The sequence below is a fragment of the Methanoculleus sp. UBA303 genome (genome assembly GCA_002501655.1).
GTDB lineage: Archaea > Halobacteriota > Methanomicrobia > Methanomicrobiales > Methanoculleaceae > Methanoculleus.
Genome location: DANY01000003.1, coordinates 1 through 17,068, shown reverse-complemented (window position 1 = coordinate 17,068; position 17,068 = coordinate 1). Strand labels below are relative to the sequence as shown.

General features: G+C 64.9%; 14 protein-coding genes. 5 read left to right on the top strand and 9 right to left on the bottom strand.

Features of this window, described 5'->3' with window-relative positions:
- Positions 1-183: 183 nt before the first annotated feature.
- Positions 184-1,434, top strand: coding sequence for a histidinol dehydrogenase (hisD, locus tag BP846_RS00595; protein ID WP_292392107.1), 1,251 nt, complete (start codon positions 184-186; stop codon positions 1,432-1,434).
- Between the two features lie 67 nt (positions 1,435-1,501).
- On the opposite strand, the gene BP846_RS00590 is transcribed toward hisD, so the two are convergent.
- Both BP846_RS00590 and BP846_RS00585 read right to left on the bottom strand, forming a co-directional pair.
- The gene (locus BP846_RS00590; RefSeq protein ID WP_292392106.1) at positions 1,502-2,416 is read right to left on the bottom strand and encodes a HEAT repeat domain-containing protein; all 915 of its coding nucleotides are present in this window, start codon (positions 2,414-2,416) and stop codon (positions 1,502-1,504) included.
- 180 nt (positions 2,417-2,596) lie between these two features.
- Entirely contained in the window at positions 2,597-3,547 is a 951-nt protein-coding gene (locus BP846_RS00585) for a HEAT repeat domain-containing protein (protein ID WP_292392105.1), read from the bottom strand.
- Between the two features lie 167 nt (positions 3,548-3,714).
- On the opposite strand from BP846_RS00585, the gene BP846_RS00580 reads away from it, so the two are divergent.
- A complete protein-coding gene (locus BP846_RS00580; protein ID WP_292392104.1) occupies positions 3,715-6,180 on the top strand; it encodes a heavy metal translocating P-type ATPase in 2,466 nt (821 codons plus the stop codon).
- Positions 6,170-6,319 (top strand): YHS domain-containing protein, encoded by a 150-nt coding sequence (locus BP846_RS00575; RefSeq protein WP_292392103.1) that lies wholly within the window; start codon positions 6,170-6,172, stop codon positions 6,317-6,319. Before BP846_RS00580 ends, BP846_RS00575 begins: the two co-directional genes overlap by 11 nt.
- Positions 6,320-6,559: 240 nt before the next feature.
- On the opposite strand, the gene BP846_RS00570 is transcribed toward BP846_RS00575, so the two are convergent.
- The 3 genes from BP846_RS00570 to BP846_RS00560 all read right to left on the bottom strand — a co-directional run bounded on the left by BP846_RS00570 (position 6,560) and on the right by BP846_RS00560 (position 8,928).
- A complete protein-coding gene (locus BP846_RS00570) occupies positions 6,560-7,513 on the bottom strand; it encodes an HD domain-containing protein (RefSeq protein ID WP_292392102.1) in 954 nt (317 codons plus the stop codon).
- A 192-nt stretch (positions 7,514-7,705) separates the two neighbouring features.
- Positions 7,706-8,419, bottom strand: coding sequence for a glycosyltransferase (locus tag BP846_RS00565; RefSeq protein WP_292392101.1), 714 nt, complete (start codon positions 8,417-8,419; stop codon positions 7,706-7,708).
- On the bottom strand, positions 8,413-8,928 hold the full coding sequence (locus BP846_RS00560; RefSeq protein ID WP_292392100.1) for a DJ-1/PfpI/YhbO family deglycase/protease: 516 nt from the start codon (positions 8,926-8,928) through the stop codon (positions 8,413-8,415). Before BP846_RS00560 ends, BP846_RS00565 begins: the two co-directional genes overlap by 7 nt.
- A gap of 410 nt (positions 8,929-9,338) precedes the next feature.
- Here BP846_RS00560 and BP846_RS00555 point away from each other — a divergent pair, with 410 nt between their 5' ends.
- Complete coding sequence (locus BP846_RS00555; protein WP_292392099.1) at positions 9,339-11,843, top strand: SdrD B-like domain-containing protein; 2,505 nt, start codon at positions 9,339-9,341, stop codon at positions 11,841-11,843.
- A 60-nt stretch (positions 11,844-11,903) separates the two neighbouring features.
- Here the strand turns inward: BP846_RS00555 and BP846_RS00550 are convergent, their stop codons facing one another.
- Entirely contained in the window at positions 11,904-12,137 is a 234-nt protein-coding gene (locus tag BP846_RS00550) for a hypothetical protein (RefSeq protein WP_292392098.1), read from the bottom strand.
- A gap of 103 nt (positions 12,138-12,240) precedes the next feature.
- On the opposite strand from BP846_RS00550, the gene BP846_RS00545 reads away from it, so the two are divergent.
- On the top strand, positions 12,241-13,899 hold the full coding sequence (locus BP846_RS00545; protein ID WP_292392097.1) for an ATP-dependent DNA ligase: 1,659 nt from the start codon (positions 12,241-12,243) through the stop codon (positions 13,897-13,899).
- Here the strand turns inward: BP846_RS00545 and BP846_RS00540 are convergent.
- Genes BP846_RS00540 through BP846_RS00530 form a run of 3 tightly spaced genes read right to left on the bottom strand, consistent with a single transcriptional unit; the run spans position 13,896 to position 16,795 of the window.
- Positions 13,896-15,038: a hypothetical protein gene (locus BP846_RS00540; RefSeq protein WP_292392096.1), complete on the bottom strand. Its 1,143-nt coding sequence runs from the start codon at positions 15,036-15,038 to the stop codon at positions 13,896-13,898. The genes BP846_RS00545 and BP846_RS00540 overlap by 4 nt on opposite strands.
- A gap of 3 nt (positions 15,039-15,041) precedes the next feature.
- A complete protein-coding gene (locus BP846_RS00535) occupies positions 15,042-16,070 on the bottom strand; it encodes a DUF2117 domain-containing protein (RefSeq protein WP_292392095.1) in 1,029 nt (342 codons plus the stop codon).
- Between the two features lie 32 nt (positions 16,071-16,102).
- A complete protein-coding gene (locus tag BP846_RS00530) occupies positions 16,103-16,795 on the bottom strand; it encodes a TIGR00266 family protein (protein ID WP_292392094.1) in 693 nt (230 codons plus the stop codon).
- Positions 16,796-17,068: the final 273 nt, after the last annotated feature.

Here is a 17,068-nt window from a genome sequence, read left to right as displayed (position 1 = left end):
AATCTCGTCAGGGATGAACGACAGCCGGAATAGGGTGGGCGTTACCAGAGCCCGATAACGGAAACTTTCGGTCGGATCCACCGAGATCGATTAGCAGTTCTCTGCTGAAGCACTACCAGCAATCCCCCTCGGGAGAACAGGGTGCCGAAACCTTAACGCTTCAGCCCGCCGACCTTTTTCCTCATGTGGCAGGCGCTGGATATCGGGACCTGGATCGCCGGACGGCGGTCGGATCTCGACCGGGTGAAGGGACCGGTCTCAGAGATCATCGAGAGGGTGCGGGCAGAGGGCGACGATGCCCTGATCGACCTGACGAAGCGGTTCGACGGCATCGACCTTACTGAGATCGCCGTCTCCGACGAGGAGCGGGAGGCGGCCTACGATCTGGTGGACGCACAACTGGTCGAGAGCCTTGTGCAGGCGGAGGCGCGGATCAGCCGGTTCCACGAGCTGCAGCGCGGGCGTGACCTCTGGCTGCAGGAGATGGAACCCGGGATCACCCTCGGCGTCAAGACGACACCGCTTTCCCGTGTCGGGGCATACGTCCCCGGCGGGCGGGCGGCATACCCCTCGACGGCGCTGATGTGCACAATCCCTGCGATGGTCGCCGGTGTTGGGGAGATCTGCTGCTGCACCCCGCCGCCGGTCAACCCGATCACGCTTGTGGCGCTCGATATAGCCGGTGTCGGTGAGGTCTACCGGGTCGGTGGCGCCCAGGCGATTGCGGCCATGGCGATAGGAACCGATACGATTCCGAGGGTGGAGAAGATCGTCGGTCCGGGCAACGTCTACGTCACCGCCGCGAAGATGCTTCTCCGGGATGAGGCCGAGATTGACTTCCCGGCTGGCCCGAGCGAGATCGCGATCCTCGCAGATAGCACGGCGAACCCGGTCTTCGTCGCGGCAGATATCCTTGCCCAGGCGGAGCACGACCCGAACGCCGCCTGCGTCCTCGTCACGACCGACGCGGCCCTCGCCGATGCGGTCACTGAGCAGGTGAAGCGGATGGCGGCGGGTGCGGAGCGGCGGGATATCATACAGAAAGCGCTCGACCACTCCGGCTACATCGTGGCCGGTGACATCGATGAGGCGATAGAGACGGTCAACGGCATCGCCCCCGAGCACCTCTCGGTCCAGGTGGCCGACCCGCTTTCCGTCCTCAACCGAATCAGGAGCGCCGGGTCGATATTCGTCGGCCCCTACTCGGCGGTGGCCTGTGGCGACTACGCGTCGGGAACAAACCACGTCCTCCCGACGGCAGGCTACGCCAGTCTCTACTCAGGGCTTGATGTGAACCACTTCTGCCGGCGCTCAACGGTCCAGGTGATCACGCGGGAGGGCCTTGAGGCGATCGGCGATGTGGTGGAGACGATCGCCGACGCGGAGGGGCTCCACGCCCACGCGGAGTCGGTGAGGGTAAGGAGAAGGGGATAAGGGAAACCAGAGGTCTTCGAGACCGGAGCGGGACCGCTCCGGTCGTTCCGGACAAAAGTAAGATGGATTATCGTGAGGTCGGCGGTGAGGGCTCCGGCGCGGCCTCTCCGTGGACCATCCGTATCTTCTCGATCGCGTCCTCCGCGACGCTTCTCTCCTCCGTATCCCCGCTCCGGGCGAGCTCCTGCAACGCATCGATCGCCCGCGAGTTGCCGATGTACTTGAGCGCCCCTGCCGCATAGAGCCGGACGTTCCGGTCGGCGTCCTTCGTCGCCGCGATCAGCGGCTCGACCGCGGCATCGCCTATCCGGAAGAGGGCGCCTCCCGCCGCACCCCGGACGTCGGGGTTCCTGTCGCGGAGCGCCGCGACGAGGGGCTCCACCGCAGCCGGATCGCCGGTATCGCCGAGGACGCCGGCCGCGACGATCCGGACCTCCGGGTCGGGGTCAGCAAGCATCGCTGCAAGCGGTTCTACCGCCCTGCGCCCGAACTTCGCGAGCGCTCCCGATGCCTGGCACCGGAGATCGTCGTTCCTGTCATGAAGCGCCCGGACGAGGGGCTCCACCGCCGCGGGATCGGCGATCTCGCCGAGGATGGCGGCCGCATAAACCCGCCGGAGGTCTCTTCGGGTCTCGACCTCCCATCTCCGGCCGCCGGATCCGGTTACCTTCATCGTGCCTTCTGCAGCCTCCGGCTCTTCGTAGTTCTCCGATGCCTCCGGGTGCTCGATGAGTTCGACGAGCGGCCCGACCGCCGGGTTCCCGAGCAGGGCCAGCGAGTCTGCCGCCGCTTCCCGCACCGCCGTCAGCGGATCACCGAGCGCCCGGATGAGGGGCTCCGCCGCCTTCACCCCGCCTATGTCCCCCAGTGCCAGGGCGGCTCGCTGGCGGGTCAGGCCGTCATTGCTCCCCAGCGCCTCGACCAGGCCGTCAATGTCCTCCTCCGCCCTCAGGATACCGATGTTGAATCGCCTCTCTTCCATGGGAATACTCTCCCTCTGCAACCTCTTCGCCTCCGAATTTCGCGTATAACGATCGTTTTGATATAATAACCCTGTCTATGCACCGGCCCAACTCTGCCCCGGCACCATGATGCCGCCATCTATGGGCACGCGGCATGCCGCATCCACGACACCGGGAAAAAAGATAGCCTGCCCCGGGCATCAGCGGGGCGCCGGCGGGGCGGACGTAGCCGCACCCTGCCTCTTCCGGAACCGTGCCAGCCCATCCTCGGCTGCCCTCCGGACGGCGGGGTCGCTGTCGGAGAGCGACCGGGTGAGGACCCCCTCTGCCCGCGGGTCGGCGATCTCGCCGAGGATGACGGCGGCATAGGCCCGGCGCAGCCCCGGCTTCATGCCGGGGGGGACACCCTCCGTCACGACGCCGGCCTTCCTCCCTTCCGGGAAGAGCGCCTCGTGTTCCCTCACGCCTTCGGGGCCGGCAAGGAGATCGTGCTGTGCAAGTTCCCGGTGCTGGAGGGTCTTCTTTCCGGGAGGTATGCCCTCCGGGCCCGCGAGGAGGTCGTGCTGGGTGATCCCTTCCTCCTCATGTTCGAGGGCTCTTCTGCCGCCTGCTCTCTTAAGGTCCTCCGGGCCGCCGAGCGCATCGTGCTGGGTGAGCCCTTCCTCCTCATGCTCGAGCGCTTTCCGGCCTCCGGCCATTTTGAGGGCCTCCGGACCACCGAGCGCGTCGTGCTGCGTAATACCCCCCCTGTGCCGGAGCGTCCTCTTTGCGGGCGGTATGCCCTCGGGGCCCGCGAGGAGGTCGAACTGGGTAAGCCCCTCCCCGGACTCTTCCCGCGGCACGCCGTATACCATTGCAATATCGGGGCGCTCGAGGAGATCGATCAGCGGCTCGACCGCCGGTGTCCCGACCATGGTGAGCGCGTTCGCCGCCCCCTCCCGGACTGATTGGACCGGATCGGCGAGCGCACGGATGAGGGGGTCTGTTGCCCTCCATTCACCGAGCGCGCCAAGGGCGAGAGCGGCGCTCCGGCGAACTTCGGGATCGCTGCTCTGCAGCGCTTCCGTCAGACTGCCAATATCCCGCTTCGACGCCATAGGACCAACATCATGCCGCTCCTCCTCTGCTGTAACATCCCTTCTCTGCACCACAATCACCTCTGGATTGGGCGTTTATAACCGGCCCGGAGTATAATAATCTTACGTATAATAATTGCCACATAGTATGACGGGGATCCGGGCCGCTCCCGGGGTGGTTACGCCGGGAAACGCGAGCCAGGAGTTACAGGTATTTAACTCCGCGCGGCAAGGAGAGTATCATGCCAGAGGAGAAGAGGAAGGCGGAACTGAAGATCTCCGGGATGCACTGCGCATCCTGCGCCCTCAATATAGAACACGCTCTCCAGGGCCGGGACGACGTCTACGATGCCCGGGTTAACCTCGCGGCCGAGACCGCCATCGTCGAGTACGACCCGACGAAGGCCAGCCTCGCAGACCTCGAGCGGACGGTCGTCGACGCCGGCTACGAGGTCGTGCACAACGAGGTCACCGTCCGTATAGGCGGGATGGTCTGCGCAAGTTGCGCCCAGGTGATCGAGGCCTCGCTCACCGCTCTCGATGGGGTCTACGATGCCCGGGTCAACCTTGCCACTGAGGCCGCGCATATCGTCTACAACCCCGCGCTCGTCACCGTATCCGACATCCGGGCCGCCGTCGAGGATGCCGGCTACCAATACCTGGGACTTCTGGAGGAGGTCTCCGAAGATGTTGAGGCCCGGATGCGGGAGGAGGACCTCCGGGACAAGTTCCGGCGGTTCACCATCGGGTTCGCGGTGAGTATACCGCTCTTCCTCATCATGCTCTTCCGGGTGCCGGAGATGGTCGCCCTCCCGGTCTCGGCGAACCTCATCATGCTCATCATCACCGCCCCGGTCTTCCTCTACGTCAGCGCCCCCATCTTCAGGGCGGCCGCCGCCGCGCTCCGGAACCGGGCGCTGACCATGGACGTCATGTACGCGATGGGCATCGGCGTCGCATACGGTGCAAGCATCCTCGGGACGTTTGAGGTCGTCCTCACACCGGAGTTCAACTTCTATGACACAGCGGTGATGCTCGCGGCGTTCCTGACACTCGGGAGGTACCTTGAGGCCCGGGCCAAAGGAAGGACGTCGGAGGCGATCAAGAACCTGATCGGTCTCCGGCCCCGGACCGCGACGGTGATCCGGGACGGGCGGGAGGTCGAGGTCGCTATCGATGACGTGGTCGTCGGCGACGTCCTCCTGGTCAGGCCGGGGGAGAAGGTGCCGGTGGACGGGGTGGTCGTGGGCGGCGAGAGTTCGGTCGATGAATCGATGATCACCGGCGAGCCCATCCCGGCCGACAAACAGGAGGGCGACGAGGTTGTCGGCGGCACCCTGAACGTGAACGGTGTCCTCCGTGTCAGGGCCGAGAAGATCGGGAAGGATATGGTGCTTGCGCAGATCATCAGGCTCGTCCGGGACGCCCAGGGTTCAAAGCCGCCGGTGGAGCGGATCGCCGACGTCGCGGTCTCCTACTTCATACCGGTCGTCCTCGCGATAGCAACCGCCGCCTTCCTCGTCTGGTACGTGGTCCTCGGCGCCCCTCTCCTTTTTGCGCTCACGGTGCTCATCTCCATCCTGGTCGTCGCCTGCCCCTGTGCGCTCGGGCTCGCCACCCCGACCGCTGTGACCGTCGGGATTGGCCGGGGGGCTGAACTCGGGGTGCTGATCCGGAACGGTGAAGCGCTCGAGATCTCCGAGAGACTGACCGCGGTCGTCTTCGACAAGACCGGGACGCTCACCCGGGGGAGACCGGACGTCACCGATGTCGTCGCGTTCGGGATGCCGGAGGATCGGCTTCTTTCCGTTGCGGCGGCGGTCGAGCGGAACTCGGAGCACCCGCTCGGGGCAGCGGTCGTGCGGCGGGCGGAGAGCGCCGGCGTTGCGGTCTCGGCGTCGGAGCGGTTCACGGCCTTCGGCGGCAGGGGGGTGAGCGCCGTGGTGGAGGGGGGGGAGGTCCTGATCGGGAACCGGTCCTTCCTCGATGAGTATCACATCCGCATCCCGTCCGAGGCGGAAGGCCGGATTACCGCCCTCCAGGACGCGGGGAAGACCGTGGTCTTCATCGCCGCCTCCGGCGGGTTTGCCGGTATCATCGCCGTCGCCGACACCCTGAAACCGACGACGAAGGGGGCCGTCGCGGAGCTGAAACGGATGGGGCTCTCCGTTACGATGATCACCGGCGACAACGAGCGGACGGCAAACGCCATCGCGCGGGAGGTCGGCATCGATGATGTCCATGCCGGGGTGCTGCCGCAGGATAAGGCCCGGGAGGTCCGGACCCTCCAGGAACGGGGCGAGGTCGTGGCGTTCGTGGGCGACGGGATCAACGACGCCCCGGCGCTCGCGCAGGCGGACGTCGGTATCGCTATCGGGAGCGGGACCGATGTCGCGATCGAGAGCGGAGATATCGTCCTTATCCGCGACGACCTGACTGATGCCGTCGCGGCCATCGAGCTTTCCCGGAAGGTGATGAGCCGGATCAAGCAGAACCTCTTCTGGGCGTTCGCCTACAACGCAGCTCTCATCCCTCTCGCCGCGGGCGTGCTCTACCCATCTTTCGGCATAACGTTCCGGCCGGAGCTTGCGGCGCTCGCCATGGCGCTCTCTTCGGTGACGGTCGTCTCGCTCTCCCTGCTGCTCAAGACATATATACCCCCGGCGAAGAGAGGTCTCCTGTCAGAGGTTGATGCACATGGCAGTTGATCCGGTATGCAAGATGAACGTCGACGAGGCGACCGCGAAGCTCACGTCCGAGTATAAGGGCAAGACCTACTACTTCTGCGCCCCGGGGTGCAAGAAACTCTTTGAGAAGAACCCTGAGGCGTACCTGAAGGGGTTGTAACCCCTTTTTGCAGCGAGGTGCCCCGGACGGGCACACCTCTCCCGGGAGGATACCGGAAAGGGCATATACTCTCTCGATAATACAGTATTCTTGAAACAGGGCAATATCTGCCGGCATTTTTGATATAGCACTATACGGTTTACACCCTGGTTCCCTGTCGTTCCTCAAATCCGCTCTGAAGACCGCCTTGCTGCGCTCCCGGAGGTTATCCGGTGGGAAAATGGAAGGAAGAGAGCCCTATCAGAACCGGTAGACCGGCTGCCGCGTCCGTGCTCCCTGCCGCTCTTCTCCCGGTCTAAGACCGGTGACATCGTCACAGATGCTCCGGAGGGTGGCGCTTGCGTTGTCGGCGAAGTGGACCCCCCAGGCCTCGGGGGTCCGGGGCTGGACCTCGCCGTGGGGGCCGTGGTGCGACATCAGGATGTGGAGGATATGCGCGAACCGCGAGGGGTTGACGTCGGCAGAGTGCCGGAGGAGGGCGGCGGCCCCGATCGCCGTATGCCCGACGAGGGTGTACTCGGGGAGCGCGACGAACGAGAAGCCCCGGCGGCGGAAGCAGGATGCCTTCCCTATGTCGTGGAGAAGGGCTCCCGCGAGCAGCACATCGGTGTCCATCTCCGCCCGGCAGATGGTGCCCGCGAGGTTCGCCGCAATCTCCGCGGTCTCGAGGGTGTGTTCCGCGAGGCCGCCGGTGTAGGCGTGGTGCCGGTGTTTGGCCGCGGGCACTTCAAAGAATCCGGGCGTGTCGTTCATCACTCTTGAAACGAGAGAGGATATGCCGGAATCCTCAATCTGGGCGGCCATACGCCCGAGTCCCCGCCTGACGCCGTCGCCGTCGGCGGGTGCATAAACAAACCAGGACGGATCGAGAAGATCCTCCTGGACCGGGTCTGCCAGGTGGGTGATCCCGTCGTTCACGTTCACCTCGCAGGTGCCGTTGAACTCCTTCGCGTATCCCTGGATGCGATAGACCTCGCCGGGCTGGATTGCATGGCAGAACGCCTCGATCTGCCTCACATCGTGGCTGGATGTCCCCCACACCTTGCAGGTCCCCCGGCCGGTCTTATCGGAGATGTTGAGCAGAATGTACTTGCCGTCCCGCTTCTCGCGCAACTCCACGGCATCCACCACGAACGGTGCGTCGACCTGCACGCCCCCGCTGATCTCCTCCACAAAGACCGTCTTCTCAAACACCGGATCACCGCTCTTACAAAATCCGTCCACCCAGGAAGCCTTAAATCCCGGGGTTTTGTTCCCGAGGAGCGACGTTCCGATGGGAACGGAGCTCGAGCACCGTTAAGATGCGAATTGCGACGGACGGAACGTCCAGAGTTCAAGCACTCGAAGAGCGCGAACCGCGAAGGTAAGCCTACCCCGTGGAACGTTTCACCCGAACCTGAGCCGGATCATACCGAGAAGCATCTCCTTCGCGTCCGACGCCCCCACTTTCGACTCGTCCCGGTTCTCCCAGGTGATCGGGACCTCCTCCACCCGGCAGCCGCTCCGCCGCAGCCGCCAGAGGAGTTCGACGTCAAACTCGAACCCCGTTGACCGGATGGAAGGGAGAACCCGGTCAAGCGCCTCCCGCCGGAAGGCCTTAGCGCCGCACTGGGTGTCCCGGTAATCAAGCCCGAAGAGCAGCCGGACGAGGAGGTTGAAGAAGCGGCTCTCGGCCCGGCGCCGGAGGCCCTGTCTCACCGTCAGGACTGAGCCGGGGAGCCAGCGCGAACCAATGGCGCCGTCTGCGTTCGCGAGGCGGTCGAAGAGGCGCTCCATCTCCCATAACGACGTCGAGCCGTCCGCGTCCATATACCCGACGTAGGGGGTCGACGCTTCCCGGACTCCGGCAACGACGCCGCCTCCCTTACCGAGGCGGGCCGGGAATGTCAGGCACCGGATGGAGAGCGACGGGTGAGCGGTCGCAAAAGCGCCGATGACGGTGGGGGTGGCATCGGTCCCGTCGCAGACGAAGATCAGGTCGCCGGCAAACCCGGATATGTCCTCGAGGAGCGACCGTATCCGCCTCTCCTCGTTGTATGCGGGGATCACCAGGGTGCAGTCCGCCCGGTCCACTTCACCGCCTTCCGTATAGTTCAGCATTCCAGTTTCGTGATGATGGTATCGGCGAATTGGGCGGCAGCAGTGGGCCCGTTCGCGGTTACGATCTGCATATCCGCGACGACCGGGATATCGAGGAGGTTCGCTCCTCCCTTCTTCATCTCCGCGACAGCCGCAGGGCTTCGGTACACCGTGGCCTGCCGTCCGGCGAGGATGCCCGCCCGCGCGAGGACGACCGGCGCAAGGCAGATGGCGGCGACGACCTTGCCCTGCTCGAAGAATGCCCGGACAAGGGCCGAAAGCCTCTCGCTTCCCCAGAGATGGTCCTGGGAGCCGGCGCCGCCCACGACCACGATCCCGGCGTAGTCGTCGGGGTCCACGTCGTCAAACGTCATGGCCGCCTCTGTGGTGGCCCCGAGCATTCCTGTGCATCTGCCGGTGGTCGTCGAGGCGATATCGACGTCGATCCCCGCCTCCTCAAAGACCCTCCTCGGGGTCTCCAGTTCCTCGTCCCTGAACCGTTCCGGTGCAATCGCAAGCAAGAGTCTCATGCAGGTCTCCTATCAAGGGTTTGCTCATAAGTGTATTGATGGTTGTGGGGCATACTCGATGAGCCGTATCACCCCGGGCGGTCGCGGCAACTGGACGGAACCCTGGCCCAGGATGGCAACTGCAGCGGTTATCCGTGTGCCCCTCTTCCCGGGAGAGGGCCGCGGCATCTCGGGTCTGCGGGGTATGGCTGTTTTCGGGCCGTCATCCCACCTGTATTTTTAAATAAAGTTATTATAATAGTGGCTCTATTAAAGTGCAGACCCCATGATGCTGCGGGAGGCTCAACCTCCCCCCGATGGACCCGTGTTTCATGGCGGCCCGCCGGAGACCCCGGGAGACGGAGGGTATCGGCGGTCTCCGGCGCGGACTGCAGCACGTTTGCCGGGGTGAAGATGAGCAGAGGTAAACCATGCAACGCAGCACCTACTTCGGTATACTTTTCCTGTCGGCACTCGCGCTCATCGCAGCCGCGGGAGCGGGGGCAGGAGATCACACAGATATATGGAACCGGACGTATGGAGGGCCGGATGCCGACGATGCGGCGTACGCAATCGTCCCGGGCCCCGGAGGCGGATTCTTCCTTGCCGGAGAGGCCGTATCGTCCGGAGAGGGGAAGGCGGACGCCCGGGTGATCAGGCTGACGCCGGAGGGCGCCGAAGAGTGGAACAGGACCTACGGCGGGGAGGAGACCGACACCGCGCGCTCCATCATCCGGACCGGCGACGGCAATCTCCTCTTCGCCGGTAACCTCACCCTCGTCACGAACGTAACGCGGCTGGACACCGATGCCTGGATTGTGAAGATTGATCCGTCAGGCGGTGAGATCTGGAACCGGACCTACGGCGGTCCGGATGTCAACGCCTCGGCAAACGCCGTCACCCGGATCGATGACGGCGGTTACGTCTTCGTCGGCTCCACCACGGCCTGGGGGGGGAACGAGTCGGACGCCTGGGTGGTCAGGCTGAACGAATCGGGAGATGAGGTCTGGGAGAAGACGTTCGGCGGGGCCGGGAATGATACGGCGAACGCCGTCACCTGGCTTCCCGGCGGGGACTTCGTCGTTGCCGGCAGCACGGAATCGTCGGGAGCGGGCATGGCCGACGCCTGGGTGGTCAGGCTGAACGAATCGGGAGACGAGGTCTGGAACAGGACGTTCGGGAGTCCTGACGATGATGCCGGCCTCGCGGTGACGAACACCTCGGACGGCAACATCCTTGTCGCCGGCACGTTCACAGAGAGGCCCGACAACGCAACGGTTGATACCGATGCGCTTCTCATCAAACTCACGCCCGCCGGGGATATTCTATGGAACTGGATATATGGGGACTTCGGTGTGAATGAGTCGGCAGCGGCCGTCATCGAGACTGCGGACGGTGGCTATCTCTTCGCCGGGGAGACCGGGTTTTCCGGCGTGAAGGACACTGACGCCTGGATCGTCGGGACCGATGCAGGCGGTGCGGTAGTGTGGAGCAGAACCTTCGGCGGCAAGAACCCCGGTGACCGGGCCGCATCGATCCTGCAGCTCGCAAAAGACGAGTACATCTTCGCAGGAACGTTCAATGCCACGGAGAAGGGGGGACCGGTGAATACGGACGCCTGGGCGGTGAGACTGGGGCCCGCCCCCGAGCCGACGCCGACACCGGGGCCCACGGCAACGCCTATCAAACCCCCGAAAGCGCCGGCTGTGCACCAGAAGCCGCCGGTGACAGCGGGCCCGCTGCCGGCCCCGACGGCGGTGGTAACGACGCCGACGAAGGCAGCGACCCCGAAGCCGACCGTGACGGCAGTCCCGACGGAGACCTCGACGCCCGAACCAACCCGGACCGCTAAACCGACGAAAGAGCCGACGATGACTGCAACTCCGACGCCTACGCCGGAACCGACCCTGACACAGAAGCCGACAGAGAAGCCGGATGACCATGATGGGGATGACCAGGATAATGAGGGCGAGGATAAAGAGAAACCGAAGGACGATACTGGGGGCAGCGGGTCGCTGTCGGGAACGGTCTGGTACGACCTCGACGTTGACGGCAGTCACGACCCCGGCGAGCCGGGCATCCCCGGCATCAGCGTGCGGCTGATAGGCAAGCGAACCATGCTTGATTATGCAGTCACCGATCATGATGGGTCGTACCGGTTCTCAACCATCCCGACCGGGGACTACAGGGGCGCTGAATTCCTTCTGCCGGACGGCTACTCCTGCACCCTCCCGTGTCTCGGCAGCGATGCGATCCCCATGGAGGGGGTCGTGGCATTTGCGGAGAGGCAGACTGAACGGCAGACCCTGAACGCAGGTTTCGTCGGGAGTTACCTGCCCGGAACCCCGGCGGCGGCCTACGGGTGGATACTCGGGACGACCTGGAGCGACAGTGACCACAACGGTATCAGGGACGAGACGGTCGGCCTGACGGACGTCGAGGTCCGCCTCCTGGACGCAGGCGGGAACGTGGCGGCATCGGCCCGCACAGGATACCATGACCGTTTCACCTCCTTCTACCTCTTCGGTCCTCTCCTGCCCGGAGAGTACGCTCTCGCGTTCACCTCGCCGGACGGCTACATCTTCACAACCCCCGGCGGGGACAGCCATGCCGACCCGGTGACCGGCACGACGGCCTCATTCGTGGTCGGCGGGGGCGACATCGTCACCATGGATGCAGGGCTGATCCCCTCAGCGACACCGAACCCGGCCCGGACCGCGCTCCCGGGCGATGAGCCCGGAGAGCCGGCCGACAAAACCGCTGATGGTGTGACGGGCAGCGCTGGTAACGTAACGGGTGAGGTGCAGGGAGACCCGGAGAATGAGACTGTCGGGGGTGAGGAGACGGGTGGGACGGGGAACGTGACGGATGATGAGCCTGATGGGTCGGTCGTGCCCGATCCTCTCGTGGGGAGGCCGCAGGACCCGGAGGAGTAATCCACCGACTGTTGTGGGGGTGCGCGTTCGGCCCCACCACCTATCTTCCTGGAGAGCGCGTCACTGGTGTTTTTCAACGTGCTGCCGGAGCATCGTCCCGGGCCTGTAGCGGTCGGCTATATCGAGCGCCGTCGCGCGCAGGGCCGCGTGCTCGGCGATGCAGGTCTCCGGCGGAGCCGCCTTCCGGAGGATGGCGGAGGTGGTCTCAGTGATCTGGATGAGTTCGGTGGCTATCGTGGCGTTGAGCCAGATGAGGTCGCTGAGCATCTCTTTAAGTTCTTCGTCCTGGTGCATAGATGAGGGTGGGAAGTGCTCCCACATCAACCGTGCTGAACGGCCGTGGCCGAACAGAAGACTTGATTCCTCTCACCGGGAAATACTTCAGGAGACTATGGGTATGCAGTTTCTGGAGTTCGCCCGTATCTGCGAGCAGCTGGAAGGGATCTCCGGGCGCCTGGATATGATCGAGCAGGTCAGTGCCGTCCTGCCCCGGCTCGACGACGAGGAACTCCCCATCTTCGTCCGCTTCATCATGGGCAGGGTCTTTCCCGACTGGAGCCCCAGGAAACTCGGTGTGGGCCCTAACCTCCTCTACGATGCCGTGGCCTACGTCGTCGGCACGAAGAGGGAGACGGTCCGCGAGGCTATCAACGCGACCGGTGACGCAGGCATCGCCGTCGAGGGACTCCTTGCAAAGAAAGAACAGACATCCTTCTTCATCCAGGAACTTGACCTCATCGAGGTCTACCGGGAGCTCGAGCGGATGGCGGCCGCTGGGGGGCAGCGGTCGCAGCGGGAGAAACTCCGTGTGGCACAGGGTCTCTTCGGCAACGCCCGCCCGCTGGAAGGACGGTATCTCGCACGGCTGATGCTTGAAGAGCTCCGTATAGGCATGGGCGAGGGGAGCGTCCGCGACGCCGTTGCGCGGGCGTTCGATCTCGATGTCCATCTGGTCGAGCACGCCCACCAGGCGATGAACGACCTCGGGGAGGTGGCCCTCCTCGCCCGGCGGGACCCGGCCGCTCTCTCCCGCGTGACGATCGAGCCTTTCCGGCCGGTGAAGATGATGCTTGCGCAGGCGGGCACCGTCGCCGGGCAGCTCGGGGACCACGGCGAGGTGGCGGTCGAGTACAAATACGACGGGAGCAGGTTCCAGTTCCATAAGGTGGGCGATATCTGCCGGATCTACTCGCGGAGACTGGAGGAGGTCACGGAGAGCCTCCCCGACATCGCGAGCCACCTTGCAGAAGCCACCGGCCACGACGTGATCCTGGACGGTGAGGCGGTCGCTGTCCGGGACGGGAGGCCCATGCCGTTCCAGTACGTGATCCGGCGGTTCCGGCGGAAACACCAGGTGGACTCGATGATGGAGAAGATCGAACTTGTGCCGCGGGTCTTCGATATCCTCTACCTGGACGGCGAGACGCTGATGGACCGGCCTCTTTCGGAGCGGCGCACGATCCTCGAAGAGGTGCTCGGTGCACACGTCGCGGAGCAGTTCAGGGTCGACAATGCGGCTGGGGCGGAAGCGATCTACACCGAGGCCTTAAACCTCGGGCACGAGGGCGTGATGGTGAAGGTCCTCGATTCGCCCTACACCCCGGGTGTCCGGGGCCGCCTCTGGGTGAAGGTGAAACCCGGGGTCGAGACGCTTGACCTTGCGGTCGTCGGGGCCGAGTGGGGCGAAGGGCGACGGGCGAAGATGTTCGGCTCGTTCCTGCTCGCGGTGCAGGACCAGGGCCGGCTCCTCCCCGTGGGGAAAGTGGCGACCGGGATAACCGACGAGACGCTCGCCGATCTCTATAGCCTCTTCAAGGATAAGGTAATCGCCCGTTCGGGAAAGGAAGTCACGCTTGAGCCGGATGTGGTTTTTGAGGTTGGCTACTCTGAGATCCAGACGAGCCCGAACTACGAGAGCGGGTATGCGCTCCGGTTCCCGAGGTTTGTGCAGGTGCGTGAAGATAAGAGCGTCGACGAGGCCGAGACCCTCGACTCTCTTGCCGAGCGCTACGGCCAGCAGAAGAACGGGCAGGGGTCCGGCTCCCTCCCCGCTTAGAAGTCAAAGAGCGTTTTTTGCGTCACGAGTTCCGGGATGAGCCTGCTGTAGGGGCGCCAGTGGGAGAAGCCGATGAGGCGGGAGGCGAGTTCGATCCCCTCGTTGAGGTCGGCGCATGGTGTCTTCTGCCCTCTCATGGCATTCCGGGTCGCCTCCCGGACAACCCAGGTGCCGAGCGGCGCCCAGTAATCGCTCGTGACGTTCCGGAGCACGAGCACCCGCGCCGAGCGCCGTATGCTCTCCAGGTACTCCGTGACCGCTAGGCGGGCCGAGTAGTAGGCGCCCGCGAGCGGTGAGTAGCCGGATTTGGTGAGGCCTTCGCCGTCCCGGGCGATCGTCTCGCTCCCGTCACCCCAGAGCGACTGCTTCCCCCAGACTTCGATCATCTCGAACTTCCAGTCGCCCGGGACAAGGAGGCAGACGATATGGTTGCCGTAGAGCGAGGCGGAGAAGACCTGGATGCCGTCGAGCGGCGAATACCGGGCGATCCTCTTCTTGAGCCGGTTTGAGACCGTGTCGTCGACCGCCGTGATTGCCCACCGTGTGGGGACGACGTGACGTTTTCGCCCGAGGAGGCCGGCGGTGAGGAGCTGGGTGATCTGGTAGACGTCGGTGCCCGATGTGTGGAGGATGTCGCAGGCATCGGTGGCAGAGAGGTCGGTATCCGACGTTGCCCGGTCCACCGCCCGGTCCACCCGCGCGTTATCGAGGACATCCATCTTCCGGATGGCGCCGGTGAGCCCGACGGGGGCGATCGTCCCGTCGAACCGGAGATCGAAGGCGACCGGCTTTACAAAGCGCACCTCCACATCGAGCGGCTGGCTCGAGAGCGCAATCTCCTGGAGGTTCCCGGCGAGCCCCTTCACCTCGCCGGCGCCGCGTATCGTCCGGGCCCGCAGCCCCACGATATCGTCGATCCCGAGCCCCCGGGCGACCCAGTCCGGCGGATGGTCGGCGTCGTTGATCATCAGCGGGCCGCCTGCTACCTTCGGGTAGCCGTAGCTTCCGACGAAGACCGACGGAGCGGACCCCTGGTAATGATCGGTCGGCAGGACCGGGAGCTGGGCGTAGAACCTGCTCATGATCGGGCAGCGTGGGAGCCCGCAGAGTCCTTTTCCTTTACATTCGGCGCATCGCATCTCTTATCCTCCGCGGCGGTCGACGACAACCCGCACCCTTCCCGCAAGGGAGCGGAGCGTCTCTTCCACCCATTCCTCCCAGCAGAGTGGGTTGAGGTCCCGGGTGACCGCAAGTTCCCGTCCGAGATCGTCGTCCCGCCCGCGGACGACCTCGACCACCACCGACCCGGGCGCAAACCCGGGCTCCACGATGCAGTCGGCGTCCCCGTCGACCACGCCGAAGACGGGGATGCCGGCGTGGGAGCAGATGTGACCGCAGACGGCGGTGGTGTCGTCGCCGACGGCGAGGACGCCGCAGACTCCCTCTCCGATCTCCTGGTAGAGGGTGTGGCCGCAGTGGTCAATGACCGCAATCCTGCCCGCACGGGTGGTGCGCTCTCCCTGCCGGGGAGGGGCAGTCCGCACCGTCCCGCTCTTGCACCAGGCCGCATCGAGGTCCGGCAGGCCCTCCCGCAGGAGTTTCTCAAGCCCGTGAGGCTTCGGCTCAAGCCCGGAGACGGCTCTCACGGTCCCGCCCTCTCCGGAGAGGACGACCGTCTCCTCTGTTGCGGTCCCGATAACGATCCCGTTGACGAAGACCGCCTCCCCCGGGAGGCACCCGCGGATCTCCCGCACGCCATTCCTTCGGGCTCCGATGCTCGTCCCGGGAACGAGGGCATACCCGGTCAGCCCTGCGATCTCCTCTGCGAGGACGCTGTCGGCATGGTTCCAGCAGTAGACGGTGCGGCTCGAAGCCTCAACGTGGACGAGCCCCTGCCCGTCCCCGAGGCGGCCGGCGACGAGCTCGCCGAATATCTGTCCCGACTCCGGTGTCTTTCCCCGGTTGACCAGACACGTCCGCCCGGAGAGGGCGGCGAGGACCACACTCGGGCGCTCGTCCGTGCAGGTCACCGGGAGCCCCGACTCTTCAGCGGCAGTCCGGGCCATCACCCCGGCGACGAGCACCTGCTGTGGGGAGAGGAGCCCGATCAGCCGCTCCACGTCGCCGGCATCGAAGACCTCGGGGCCGTGCACCACCATGACGAGGTTCATCAGGTACTCCTCTGTCCTCGCGGAGTATCAGGTTACCGTCCTGACGAGTTGTGCTGGATGGGGAGGTAGGGCATCAGGGCGGTGGCGAGTTTTGCTATGTCCATGGACTGCAGGATGACGCGGCCCGGGCCGGTCAGCGTCGTCAGGAAGAGCCCCTCGCCGCCGAAGAAGACGGTCTTCACGCCGCCGGCAAGCGCGATGCTGTAGTCGACGGTGCTCTCGAACCCGACGACGAGGCCCGTCTCCACCCTGACCACCTCTTCGGGCTTAAGCGTCATCTCCATGATGTCGCCGCAACAGTGGAGGAACGCCGTCCCCCTGCCGGAGAGCCGTTGCAGGATGAACCCCTCACCGCCGAAGGCGCCCGACCGGAGCTTCTTCGTGAACGCTATATCGAGGTCGATGCCCTGCTTGGAGCAGAGGAACGCATCCTTCTGGGCGATGAACTCGTTTCCGGCAAGGTCTAGCGTGAAGATCTTCCCGGGGACGTTCCCGGCAAAGGAGACGAACCCCTCCCCTCCCTGCGGGGTGAACTCGGTCATGAAGAGGCTCTCGCCGGTCACCATCCGCTTGAGTCCCTTGAAGAGCCCGCCCTTCATGTTGGTGGTCATCTGCATGTTCCCGCTCATGTTGACCATGGCGCCGGCCTCGGCGCAGGCGCTCTCCCCCTGGGAGAGGCGGAGGGTCACCATCTGCAGGTTGTCTCCAGTGATCTCATAGTGCATGCTGATGATTTTTTTGTCGCGAGAGAATAGGTTTTCCCTTTATTCCGCGGAAAAACCCCGGATCCTGCGCCCTCCCCTCCATACCGGGAACATCTCCTCCGGCACGCTTCGAGCCGCCGGGGGATCCGATAGTGCGCTACGAAACAACTGATACTCAACTTTGTTGAGATCTCATCTGGGTGTTCCCGCTTGATTGCAATCCGGGGCACGGCTTTCCCTGGGGTATCGCCATGACTGCCCCCGCCCCCCCGGGGGGGCGGGGGAGGAGGCCGG